At 63.8% G+C, this 12,703-nt stretch carries 9 protein-coding genes; 6 read left to right on the top strand and 3 right to left on the bottom strand.

Annotated features, from left to right (window positions below):
* Nucleotides 1-87: 87 nt before the first annotated feature.
* From J1N60_RS19455 to rad50, 3 genes are all read left to right on the top strand, one after another.
* Nucleotides 88-357, top strand: a complete 270-nt coding sequence (locus tag J1N60_RS19455) for a MarR family transcriptional regulator (protein ID WP_312909666.1) — start codon at nucleotides 88-90, stop codon at nucleotides 355-357.
* Nucleotides 358-496: 139 nt separating this feature from the next.
* A complete protein-coding gene (gene mre11, locus J1N60_RS19450; protein WP_312909664.1) occupies nucleotides 497-1,921 on the top strand; it encodes a DNA double-strand break repair protein Mre11 in 1,425 nt (474 codons plus the stop codon).
* On the top strand, nucleotides 1,918-4,662 hold the full coding sequence (gene rad50, locus J1N60_RS19445; protein WP_312909662.1) for a DNA double-strand break repair ATPase Rad50: 2,745 nt from the start codon (nucleotides 1,918-1,920) through the stop codon (nucleotides 4,660-4,662). Before mre11 ends, rad50 begins: the two co-directional genes overlap by 4 nt.
* 40 nt (nucleotides 4,663-4,702) lie before the next feature.
* On the opposite strand, the gene J1N60_RS19440 is transcribed toward rad50, so the two are convergent.
* The 3 genes from J1N60_RS19440 to J1N60_RS19430 form a co-directional block, all read right to left on the bottom strand.
* The gene (locus J1N60_RS19440) at nucleotides 4,703-5,137 is read right to left on the bottom strand and encodes a DUF7346 family protein (protein ID WP_312909660.1); all 435 of its coding nucleotides are present in this window, start codon (nucleotides 5,135-5,137) and stop codon (nucleotides 4,703-4,705) included.
* Nucleotides 5,134-5,592: a DUF7322 domain-containing protein gene (locus tag J1N60_RS19435; RefSeq protein ID WP_312909658.1), complete on the bottom strand. Its 459-nt coding sequence runs from the start codon at nucleotides 5,590-5,592 to the stop codon at nucleotides 5,134-5,136. The genes J1N60_RS19440 and J1N60_RS19435 overlap by 4 nt, the downstream gene beginning before the upstream one ends.
* 105 nt (nucleotides 5,593-5,697) lie before the next feature.
* Nucleotides 5,698-5,862 (bottom strand): DUF7331 family protein, encoded by a 165-nt coding sequence (locus J1N60_RS19430; RefSeq protein WP_312909656.1) that lies wholly within the window; start codon nucleotides 5,860-5,862, stop codon nucleotides 5,698-5,700.
* Nucleotides 5,863-6,032: 170 nt separating this feature from the next.
* On the opposite strand from J1N60_RS19430, the gene J1N60_RS19425 reads away from it, so the two are divergent.
* From J1N60_RS19425 to sufB, 3 genes are all read left to right on the top strand, one after another.
* Entirely contained in the window at nucleotides 6,033-10,007 is a 3,975-nt protein-coding gene (locus J1N60_RS19425) for a DNA polymerase domain-containing protein (protein WP_312909655.1), read from the top strand.
* A gap of 292 nt (nucleotides 10,008-10,299) precedes the next feature.
* Nucleotides 10,300-11,211, top strand: a complete 912-nt coding sequence (locus J1N60_RS19420; protein ID WP_312909654.1) for an ABC transporter ATP-binding protein — start codon at nucleotides 10,300-10,302, stop codon at nucleotides 11,209-11,211.
* Nucleotides 11,212-11,272: 61 nt separating this feature from the next.
* Complete coding sequence (sufB, locus tag J1N60_RS19415; RefSeq protein ID WP_253430038.1) at nucleotides 11,273-12,703, top strand: Fe-S cluster assembly protein SufB; 1,431 nt, start codon at nucleotides 11,273-11,275, stop codon at nucleotides 12,701-12,703.

Below are 12,703 nucleotides of genomic sequence, written 5' to 3'. Positions count from 1 at the left end.
GTAGATACACCCCCTCCGATGAATAACTACTGGGAATATTTCGAAACAGAAAATATTATCACCCTGTATGCGGAAGGTGGTCGTGTAATGAGTATCTCAGAATCGTTTCAGGGAGAGGAGCCGGAGCGAGGGTCGTGGGACGACGTCCGCGACCTGCCGCCCAGTGCGAAGCTCGTCGCGAAGGTTCTCGAGTACAACGACACGATGACTCAGCAACAGATCGCCCAGGAGAGCCTGTTGCCGCCGCGAACCGTCCGCTACGCCCTCAGCCGACTCGAGGAGCAGAACGTCATCGCGTCTCGATTTTCCTTCTCGGACGCCCGCAAGCGACTCTACTCGCTCGAACTCGAGCACTGACCACTCGTTCGGATCTGACCTCGAGCACTGATCGCTCACACGAACTCGAACACGAATTCGAACTCGAACGCAAACCGATCCTTCACTTTCGGTCCGGTCGCGGAACCCCTTTAGTCGCCGACGCACAATGTCGTCGTAGATGACGCGGGTGATACACACGGGCGACACCCACATCGGGTACCAGCAGTACAACGCGCCCGAGCGACGACGGGACTTTCTCGAGGCGTTCGACAGCGTCGCGACGGACGCCATCGAGGACGAGGTAGACGCCGTAATCCACGCCGGCGACCTCTTTCACGACCGGCGGCCCGGTCTGGTCGACCTTCAGGGAACCGTCGAGGTGCTCCGCCGCCTGGCCGACGCCGAGGTTCCGTTCCTGGCGGTCGTCGGCAACCACGAGGGCAAACGCGACGCCCAGTGGCTCGACCTCTTCGCCGACCTGGGACTGGCGACCCGACTCGGCCCTGACCCGGTCGTGATCGACGACGTAGCCTTCTACGGCCTCGACTTCGTCCCCCGCTCACGGCGCGAAGACCTCGCCTACGACTTCGACCCGATTCCCGGCGACGCCGACCACGCCGCCCTCGTGAGCCACGGCCTGTTCGAACCGTTCGCCCACGCCGACTGGGACACCGAAACCGTCCTCGAGGCGGCGTCGGTCGACTTCGACGCGATGTTCCTCGGGGACAACCACGCGGCCGACACCGCGGAAGTGGCCGACACCTGGGTCACCTACTGTGGATCCACTGAGCGCGCGAGCGCGAGCGAGCGCGAGGATCGGGGGTACAACCTCGTTACGTTCGACTCCGACGCCGACGTGGCGATCAGCCGACGCTCGATCCCCGGCACCCGCGAGTTCGTCTTCGTCGACGTCGACCTCGCGGAGGGGGAGGGCGTCGACCGGGTCCAGGAACGGGTGCGGGAGTACGACCTCGAGGACGCGGTCGTGATCGTCACCGTCGAGGGGGAGGGCCGACCGGTCGCTCCCGCAGCCGTCGAGGAACTCGCCCTCGAGCGCGGCGCGCTCGTCGCGCGGGTGAACGACCGCCGGGAACTCGCAGACGAGGACGCCGAGATTTCGGTGAGTTTCGCGGACCCCGATGCGGCCGTCCGCGAACGCGTGCGCGAACTCGGGCTCAGCGACGCGGCCCTCGAAATCGACCAGACGGTCCGAGACGACGACGTGGTCGACGCGAACGTTCGCGAATCGACGAGGCGGCGGGTCGAGGACCTCCTCGAGTCAGACGACTCGGCGTTTGCCCCAGCCCCGGAACGGGACCCGGAGGACGTCCAGACCGTCGCCGACGCGCTCTCGGGTGGGGACGATGCGACGGCGGAGGCACTCGAGGAGGACGGCGCGGTGGAGGTTCCCGAAGGCGGCGACGCAACAGCGGCGCTCGAGACCGACGAATCGGACGAAACGGTGGATGTCGCGGAGGCCGCGGAAACCGCGACCGAGGCCGTCGATGAGGGCGGCGAAACCGAAGCCGAGGGTACCGACGAGGGGAGCGCAACCGAGCCGGACGATCAGGCCGACACCACCTCCCTGGGTGATTTCGCGTGAGAGTCGATTCGCTCTCCCTGCGGAACTTCAAGTGCTACGCCGAGGCCGACCTCGGGCTCGAGCACGGCGTCACCGTCGTCCACGGCGTCAACGGCAGCGGCAAGTCGACCCTGCTCGAGGCCGTCTTCTTCGCGCTCTACGGCTCGAAAGCCCTCGACGACCGGACGCTCGACGACGTGATCACCATCGGCGAGGACGAGAGCGAGGTCGACCTCGCGTTCACCCACGACGGGACGAGCTACCGCATCCGCCGGGAACTCAAACTCCGCGGCGACCGGGCGACCACAACGAAATGCGTCCTCGAGACGCCCGACGACACGGTCGAGGGCGCCCGGGACGTCCGCCGTGAGGTGACGAAGCTCCTGCGGATGGACGCCGACGCGTTCGTCAACTGCGCGTACGTTCGCCAGGGCGAGGTGAACAAGCTCATCCACGCCTCCCCGCGCGAGCGCCAGGACATGATCGACGACCTCCTCCAGCTCGGCGCGCTCGAGGAGTACCGCGAACGAGCGAGCGAGGCCCGCCTGGGTGTCAAGGACGTCCTCGACCGCCAGGAGGGCGCCCTCGAGAAATTGCGCGAGCAGATCGAGACGAAAGAGGAGAAGGATCTCCCAGAGCGACTCAACGCCCTCGAGACCCGGCGGGACGACGTGGTCGCGGAAATCGACAACTTCGAGTCCCAGCGCGAGGCTGCCCGGGAGACCCTCGACGAGGCGACGGAGGTCCTCGAGCGCCACGAGGAGACCCGCGAGGAGATCACGGCGCTCGAGCACGACGTCGAGGAGCTTCGGGAGACGATTTCGGCGACCGAGTCCGAGCGCGAATCCCTCCTCGAGACGATTCAGGACCTCGAGTCCGAGCGCGAGAGTGTACTGGAGGAACGAGCGTCGCTGCTCGAGGACCTCGAGGAACCGATCTCGCTCTCGTCGGGAGCCGGCGCGGACGTCGACGACCCTGAGGACGTACCCGCCACAGACGAGGACGAGGACGCCCCGACCGTCGATTCCCGCATCGACACTCTCGAGTCCCGAGACGACGAGCTTCGTGACCAGCTCGAGGAGATTCGCGTCGAGATCACCGAGACGACCGGCGAGGTCGACCGCCTCCGAACGCGTGCGGACGAACTCGAGGCGGAGGCCGACGAGAAGCAGGCGACGATGGACGACCTCGCCGAGACGCTCGAGGCGGAGGCCGAGACGATCGAGCAACGCGAGGCGACGCTCTCGGAACTCAAGGACGAGATCGAGGCGCAGCGAAATCGCTTCGACGACGCGCCGATCGCATTCGGCGACGCGGACGACCACCGCGACGAACTGGCGACCCAGCGAGACGAGTACAAATCAGACCTCGCCACCGTGACGGCGCGAATCGAAGCCGTCGAGGCGTCGATCGAGGAGGGCGAGGCTCTGCTCGAGGAGGGGAAGTGTCCCGAGTGTGGCCAGCCCGTCGAGGACTCGCCCCACGTCGACGTGCTCGACGAACGGCGGGAAGAACTGGCCGACCTCGAGGCCGAGCGGGACGAGATCGAAGCCGACCTCGAGGACGCCGAATCCCGACTCGAGCGCGCCGAGGAGCTGGTCGAGGTCGAGAGCGAGGTCGCAGAGCTCGAGGGGAATCGCGAGAACGTCGCCCAGTTGCTCGACGAAAAGCGCGAGACGATCGCGGAGCGACGTGAGCGCCGCGAAGAACTCGACGGGCGCGTCGAGGATCTCCGAGAGTTGGCGACCGAGAAACGCGACGAGGCGGACGACCTCGAGGACGGTCTCGAGGAAACCCGGAAACGCCTGGGCGAGCTCAACGGTGAGCGCGCCGAGATCAAGGCCGAACTCGAGACCCTCGAATCGGTGGATTCTCTCACTGATCGGCTCGAGGAGCTCGCGGGCGACCTCGAGCGTTCCCGCACGGAACGGGCGAACAAGGCCGAGCTCAACGAGGAACGTCGGGCTCGTCTCTCGGATAAGCGGGAGCGAAAGCGGACCCTCGAGGACGAGTTCGACGAGGGCCGAATCGAGGACGCCCGCGAGAAGAAACGCAACGCAGAGAGCTACCTCGAGCAGGTCGAGCCAAAGCTCGAAGAGCTTGAGGAGAAGCGCGAGGGCGTCCAGAACGCGATCGGCGCCGTCGAACAGGAACTCGAGGACCTCGAGGCTCTCCGAACGGACCTCGAGCGCGTCGAGGATCGGGTGGCAGACCTCCAGTCGTTGTACGACGAGGCCGAGACGCTGCAGGCGACCTACGGCGACCTCCGGGCCGAACTGCGCCAGCGAAACGTCGAGACGCTCGAGCGTCTGCTCAATGAGACGTTCGACCTGGTCTACCAGAACGACTCCTACGCGGCGATCGACCTGGACGGCGACTATCGGCTGACGGTCTACCAGAAGGACGGGGAGGCGCTCGAGCCCGAACAGCTATCCGGGGGCGAGCGGGCCCTGTTCAACCTGAGCCTCCGCTGTGCGATCTACCGGCTGCTGGCGGAGGGCGTCGAGGGCTCGGCGCCGATGCCGCCGCTGATCCTCGACGAGCCGACCGTGTTCCTGGACTCGGGCCACGTCACCCAGCTCGTGTCGCTCATCGAGTCGATGCGCGACCTGGGCGTCGAACAGATCGTGGTCGTGAGCCACGACGAGGAACTCGTGGGCGCGGCCGACGACCTCGTGCGCGTCGAGAAGGACGCCACGTCGAATCGGTCGCGCCTCGAGCGCGGTGAACCCCCGGAGGCAGCGCTGCTGGCGTCCGACTAGCGACGGCGGTAGCTCGTCACCACGTCAAACGCCGTCGTTTTCACGACCCCGTCCCCCCGGTGAGCAACTCGAGCCCACGGCTCGCCGACTCGCTGATGGCGTACCCGCGCTCGCCGCCGACCTCGGTCTCCTCCAGGACGCCGCCTGCCGTGAGGACAGTTAGTCGGCCGTGGAGGTCGCTCTCGCAGAAGTCGCTGTACTCGAGAATCTCTCGAACGCCGAGGGGGCCGCGTCCGGCGATTTCGAGGACGAGTCCGAGCGTTCGTTCGTCGTGAATCGACAGGAGGAGAGGACGGACGTCGTCGTCGACCGCCTGGGCGGCCAGCTCGAGCGCGGATTCCTCGGGGAGGGCTTCGAGCCGATCGTTTGCGACGTAGCGCTCCTCGCCGGTGGTTGGATCGCGAACGAGACTCGAGTCCGACGAGCGTTTGACGAGCAGGTAGCGGGTGCCGTCGTCGCCGCGGACGGGTTTCACGGCTGATCCTCCGCGACAGACCCTGTCGAGTGTTCGACGGTCGGATCCTCGGTGGTTCCCTCGACGTCGGTGTCGCTAACCGGGTCTTCCGAGCTGTCGTCATCGCCATCACCGTCGCCATAGTCCTCGACATCGTCGTCGCTCGAGACGGCCGACGGATCGAACGTCCGATACCGGTAGACGGCGAATCCGGCGAGCACGAGTCCGGCGGCGAGTGCCGCGAGGCCGAACTGCGGCATGACGTCGAACGCGAGCAACAGGATCCCGAGAGCAGTCGCGAGGATGGACGCCTTGACGACGAGCACGAGCGCCCAGAACATCGTGACCAGTTTCGGGTCGGCGTCACTGGCGTCAGTTTCGACCCGCGGGATCGTCAGCGAGTCGGAGTCCGGATCGTAGAGGTCGCTCTCGGGGTCGAACTCCTCGGGTTCGTGGTCGCTCGGCTCGAGATCCACGACTGTTCTCAGGGGAGTACCGCAAAAAAGCGTTCGCGTTGGGGTTCGAAGGGGTGTGCACCGCGCACCCCGGAACCGTGCACCTGGGGGCTCGAGGCCGCCAGATCAGGCGACTTCCTCGAGCGAGAACGTCCGGGTCGTCTCCATCCAGGCGAGGGGGTTTTCGGCGTCGTAAAAGACGGTTCCGTCGTCGGTTTCGTAGCTCTCGATCGTCGCAGTGCCCGCTGGTTCGCCACGCGGTTCGCCACCATCCGTCGTATCGTCGTTCATATGGATAGACACGGCATGTACCTCGTTATGTGCTATGTGTTACCACGTTAAATGTCTTGTTGCCCCCTGTCAGAACACTACCACGTCCGGATTGTGAGCAGACAACGTGAGTTAGAGCCCGAAAGCCAATTCGCGTGGGTTTTTATCCGGTGACTGCCAAAGCCGACACCATGACTGACGCGGGCCAGGCAGGGCTGGATGCGTTCTCGGCGTCGGACGACGAGGCCGACGAACGCCCCGACGAGGAAGCCGTACACGTCGCCGGCAACGGCGGCGCGCTCGGCAGCGAGGTGATCGACGTGCAAACGGAGACGCTCCCGGAACCCGACGGGACGCTCGAACTCGCCGTGATGCAGGTCGACTACACCGTGTCGGGCTACGGCGACGACGAGTTCCCGATCGTGCACGTTTTCGGACGCACGCGCGAGAACGACCTCGAGCACGTGAAGGTACTCGGCTTTCGGCCGTACTTCTACGCGCCGACCGAGACGCTCGAGGAGGATGCCCTCGAGCGCCACGACCGGATCACCGGCTGGGAAGAGACGGGAGCAGATGGGGAACCATACGAGAGTATTCGCGGCGAGCGACTGACCAAGATCTTCGGCCAGACGCCCCGCGACGTCGGCCAGATGCGCGACGAGTTCGACCATTACGAGGCTGACATCCTGTTTCCCAACCGATTGTTGATCGATAAGGACATCCGCAGCGGGATTCGCCTGCCCAAGCGACGAGCGGACGACGGGAGTCTCGTCGTCCCCCACGACGAACTCGAGGCCTGCGAGGTCGACGCCGACCAGCGCGTCCAGACGTTCGACATCGAGGTCGACGACCGGAACGGCTTCCCCGAGGACGGCGAGGAGCCGATCATCTGTCTGGCCAGCCACGACTCCTATCGCGACGAGTACATCCTCTGGATCTTCGAGGCGGACGACGGCGACGGCGAGCCGCCGGCGGCCCTCGAGAACTACGAGCCAATCGAAGGCGACATCGACCACGAGGTCCGTGCGTTCGAGGACGAGGAGGCGATGCTCGAGGCGTTTCTCGATTACATCGATGAAACTGATCCAGACGTCCTGACTGGGTGGAACTTCGACGACTTCGACGCTCCCTACTTCCTCGACCGACTTGAGGTGCTGGAGGGACCGCATCACGACTACGACCTGGACCCGGACCGGCTCTCTCGCGTGAACGAGGTCTGGCGGAGCAACTGGGGTGGCCCGGACATCAAGGGCCGGGTCGTCTTCGACCTGCTCTACGGCTACCAGCGAATGGTCTTCTCGGAACTCGATTCTTACCGCCTCGACGCGGTGGGCGAGGCCGAGTTGGGTGTGGGTAAAGAGCGCTACGCCGGGTCGATCGGGGACCTCTGGGAGGACGATCCCACCCGCCTGCTCGAGTACAACCTCCGGGACGTGGAGCTCTGCGTCGAACTCGACCGCCAGCAGGAGATCGTCGCCTTCTGGGACGAGGTGCGTACCTTCGTCGGTTGTAAGCTCGAGGACGCGCCCACTCCCGGTGATACCGTGGACATGTACGTCCTCCACGAGGCTCACGGGCGATTCGCCCTTCCCTCGAAGGGGCAGCAAGAGGCGGGCGAGGAGTACGAGGGAGGGGCCGTCTTCGAGCCAATTACGGGCGTCAAGGAGAACGTAACCGTGCTCGACCTGAAGAGCCTGTACCCGATGTGCATGACGACGATCAACGCCTCCCCGGAGACGAGAGTCGACCCCGACGAGTACGACGGGGAGACGTTCGTGGCGCCCACGACTCCGGAGCCGACCCACTTCCGGCAGGAACCCGACGGCGTCATGCGCGAGATGATCACCGAGTTGCTGGCCGAGCGCGAGGAGAAGAAGTCGCTCCGGAACGAGCACGAACCGGGTAGCCTCGAGTACGAACAGTACGACCGCCAGCAGGGGGCGGTGAAGGTTATCATGAACTGTTTCACGCCGGATACGGAGGTGCTCACGCCAAACGGTGTTCGAAACATCAGGGAACTTGAGGTCGGTGACGACGTGTATTCGCTCGACCCAGAGACGATGCAGATGGAACGCAAGCCGGTCGTCGAGACACACGCGTATCCGGATTACGAGGACGAACTTGTCGACATCCAGACGAGCAAAATCGACTTCAGCGTCACGCCGAATCATCGAATGCTCGTTCGGAAGAACGAGTGTAATGGAATCACTGAAGATGCCTATCACTTCGTGGAAGCTGGCGATCTCGACCGTGCAACGAACTACGAACTCCCGCACGACTGGGAGGGTCCGGACGGCGAGGACCTCGAGGACGTCGACCTCACTCGCCTGATCGACGGCGAGTACGAAGTCTGGGTCCGACCATTGGTACACGGCCACACGTTCACCGCGGAACTCGGCTGGACGCCGCGGCGCGTACCCAAGGCCGACGTCGGTCAGACAGGCTACGTCTTTACTGCCGACGAATTCGAGGACCACCGCGAGTACATCGAGAGCGTGTGTGAGACGAGTTTCGTCCACCGAGAATCGGGTCGCAAGTGGATTCCTCGAACCTACGATGGGGACGATTTCCTCGACTTACTCGCGTGGTTCGTCACCGAAGGAAACGTCTACTCTTCCACCGAAAAACAGTTTAGCGAGAATTTCCGTGGCTCCTCGACGACGGTTAAACTCGCTCAGAACGAGCTTCCAGTGGCCGATGGTGGGGTCGACCACCATGCCACTATCGGTGAGCTACTCGACGCGATGGGGTTCGACCACTACGTCGATGACCAATCGTACACGTTTACCTCCAAACTCCTCGGTGACCTGTTCACCGACCTGTGTGGATCCGGGAGCTTCGAAAAACGAATCCCCGAGTTCGTCTTCGACCTGAGCCGCCGACAGAAACGACGATTCCTCGAGACCCTCGTCGACGGCGACGGGGATCGACAGATCGACTCGTGGCGGTACACGACCTCGAGCGACCGACTCCGTGACGACGTACTCCGGCTGTGTGCCCATCTCGGCATAACGGCGAGTTACAACCAGGACAGCGGCTCCTGGCGCGTCTACGCCACCGAGAGGTCGAAGAACACTCTTCGGATGCACCGGAGTTCCTCCCGGAGTACGGCTACCAACGGCGTCTACTGCGTCACCGTTGCGGACAATCACACGCTTCTCGCCGGTCGGAACGGCAAGTTTCAGTTCGTCGGCCAATCGCTGTACGGCGTCTCGGGCTGGGAACGGTTCCGGCTCTACGACAAGGAAGCAGCATCCGCAATCACGGCGACAGGGCGCGAGGTCATCGAGTTTACCGAGACCGCCGCTAACGAACTCGAGTACGAGGTCTCCTACGGCGATACTGACAGCGTCATGCTCGAGCTCGGCCCCGAAGTCACTAAGGAAGAGGCCATCGAGCAGTCGTTCGAAATCGAGGAGTACGTCAACGGTCGGTACGACGACTTCGCGCGCGAAGAACTCAACGCCGAGTTCCACCGCTTCCAGATTGAGTTCGAGAAACTGTACCGGCGATTCTTCCAGGCCGGAACCAAGAAGCGCTACGCCGGCCACATCGTCTGGAAGGAGGGCAAAGACGTCGACGACATCGACATCACTGGGTTCGAGTACAAGCGCTCGGACATCGCGCCGATCACCAAGGAAGTCCAGCACCGGGTGATCGAGATGATCGTCCGCGACGGCGACATCGAGGGCGTCGAAGAGTACGTCGCCGAGATCATCGAGGACTTCGAGGAAGGGGACGTCAGCCTCGAGGAGATCGCGATTCCGGGTGGGATCGGCAAGCGTCTGGACAACTACGACACCGACACGGCCCACGTTCGCGGGGCGAAGTACGCGAACCTCCTGCTGGGGACGAACTTCGACCGCGGGAGCAAGCCCAAGCGACTCTACCTCGAGCGCGTCGACCCCGCCTTCTTCCGGCGTGTCGAGGATGAGCAGGGGCTGGATCCCCACACCGATCCCGTCTACGGTGCGTTCAAGCGCGACCCCGACGTGATCTGCTTCGAGTACGACGACCAGGTGCCCGAGGCGTTCGCAGTCGACTACGACAAGATGCTCGAGAAGACGCTCAAGGGGCCGATCGAGCGGATCCTCGAGGCACTCGACATGTCCTGGGAGGAGGTCAAGTCGGGACAGACCCAGACGGGTCTCGATTCGTTCATGTAGGTTCCGGGGGCATCATCGTCTCGAGCGAGACCGAGCCAGGACACGCCGTGCGGGGACGACGAATATGCTAGCCCGTTCGGTTACCAGTTATGCGGACGACGGTGTACCTACCGTGCTCGGCTAATACAGCGTCGGGCCTCGCGTTCCAGAACGGATACGGGCGTTCTCGACCCCTCGCCAGTCCTTTCTCTTTCAGAAAATTATCTTCTCAAATCGGCACATCATCCACTCAGATACGAAACCATTATCAGGCTCACGCCCCACTCTCGAGACGACAGAGGTATCCGATCATATGGCACGCCTAGAACTCAAAAATCTGCACGCGAAAGTAGCTGAGGGCGACGAACAGATCCTGCGCGGCGTCGACCTCGAGGTCAACTCGGGCGAGATCCACGCCCTGATGGGACCGAACGGCTCCGGGAAGTCGACGACCTCGAAGATCGTCGCTGGCCACCCGGCCTACGAGGTCACCGAGGGTGAGGTCCTGCTCCACCTCGAGGAGGACGAGTTCGGCGACGAGATCGACATTCCCGAGGACAAGCGCACCTGGAACCTGCTCGAGCTCGAGCCCAACGAGCGCGCAGCGCTGGGCGTCTTCCTCGGCTTCCAGTACCCGGCCGAGATCGAGGGCGTTACGATGACGAACTTCCTGCGGACGGCGCTCAACGCGAAGATCGAGGAGCGCGAGGAGTTGTTCGAGAACGAAGACGAGGAAGCAGAGGAAGAAGAAGCAGACGACACGCCCACCACGTCGCCGATGGAAGGCCCCGCCGACGAGGGCGAGATCGGCGTCTCCGAGTTCCAGGAGCTCCTCCGGGAGAAGATGGAACAGCTCGACATGGACGAGAAGTTCGCCCACCGCTACCTCAACGCCGGCTTCTCCGGCGGGGAGAAAAAGCAGAACGAAGTGCTCCAGGCCGCGATTCTCGAGCCCTCGATCGCCGTCCTCGACGAGATCGACTCCGGGCTCGACATCGACCGCCTCCAGGACGTCTCTAATGGGATCAACTCCCTGCGCGACGACCAGGGCACGGGCATCCTCCAGATCACGCACTACCAGCGCATCCTCGACTACGTCGAACCCGACCGCGTCCACATTATGCTCGACGGTCAGGTCGTCAAGAGCGGCAATGCCAACCTCGCCGAGCAACTCGAGGACAAGGGGTACGACTGGGTGCGCGAGGAGGTCTACGAGACCGCGTAACCAAATCTGCCTAGGCGAACCGTCATAACGCCAGGGCCGCAACCAACTACATACACCAATCATGAGTTCAGAACAAGACCACCTCAAAGACACCGACACCGAAGCTAGGTTCGAGTTCAAGAAAGAAGAGCGCTCGGCCGTCAAATCGGGGAAGGGGTTGACCGAAGAAGTCGTCAACCTCATCAGCGACGACAAGGACGAGCCCGACTGGATGCGCGAGCGCCGCCTGCGCGCGCTTCGGCAGTACCACGCGATGCCGCTCCCGACGGACTGGCCCGGCCAGCCGGACCTGACCGAGCTCGACATCGAAGAAATCGTCCCCTACATCCGCCCGGACGTCGACAAGCGCGAAGGCGTCGACGACTGGGACGAACTCCCCGACGATATCAAGGACACGTTCGAACAGCTCGGCATTCCGGAAGCCGAGCGGAAGGCGCTCTCGGGCGTCGGCGCGCAGTACGAGTCCGAGGTCGTCTACCAGAACATGCAAGAACAGTGGGAGGAGAAGGGCGTCATCTTCATGAACATGGACCAGGCGGTCAAGGAGCACCCCGAGATCGTCAAGGAACACTTCATGACGACCTGCGTCCCCCCGAGCGACAACAAGTTCGCCGCGCTTCACGGCGCGGTCTGGTCGGGCGGCTCGTTCGTCTACGTCCCCGAGGACGTCACGGTCGAGATGCCCGTCCAGGCGTACTTCCGGATGAACAGCGAGGGGATGGGCCAGTTCGAGCACACGCTCATCGTCGCCGAACCCGGTTCGGAGGTCCACTACATCGAGGGCTGTTCGGCCCCGAAGTACGGCAAGCACAACCTCCACAGCGGGGGCGTCGAAGTCTTCGTCAAGGAGGGCGCACACGTCCAGTACTCCACCGTGCAGAACTGGTCGAAGAACACCTACAACCTCAACACCAAGCGCGCCATCGTCGAGGCCGACGGGACGATGGAGTGGGTTTCGGGCTCGATGGGCTCGAAGGCCACCATGCTCTACCCGTGTTCGATCCTCAAGGGTCGCGGCGCGACCGACACCCACATCACCATCGCGTTCGCGGGCGAGGGTCAGAACATCGACACCGGCGCGAAGGTCTACCACAACGCGCCGGACACGAAGTCGACGATCGAGTCGAAGTCCATCTCGAAGGACGGCGGCCGCACCAATTATCGTGGACTCGTCCACATCGCCGACGGCGCCGAGAACTCCTCCACCGCGGTGGAGTGCGACGCGTTGATGTTCGACAACGAGTCGACCTCGGACACCATGCCGTACATGGAGATCGAGGAGTCGAAGGTCGACGTCGCCCACGAGGCCACCGTCGGCAAGATCGGCGACGAGGACATCTTCTACCTCCAGTCCCGTGGGCTGGACGACGACGACGCCAAGAAGATGATCGTCGCTGGGTTCATCGAACCCATCACGGAGGAACTGCCGATCGAGTACGCGGTCGAACTCAACCGTCTCATCGAACTCGAGATGGAGGGAAGCCTCGGATAA

It is taken from the genome of Natronosalvus caseinilyticus (assembly GCF_017357105.1).
Lineage (GTDB): Archaea > Halobacteriota > Halobacteria > Halobacteriales > Natrialbaceae > Natronosalvus > Natronosalvus caseinilyticus.
Note: the sequence above shows the minus strand (reverse complement) of the source record. Positions and strands in the feature narration are given on the sequence as shown.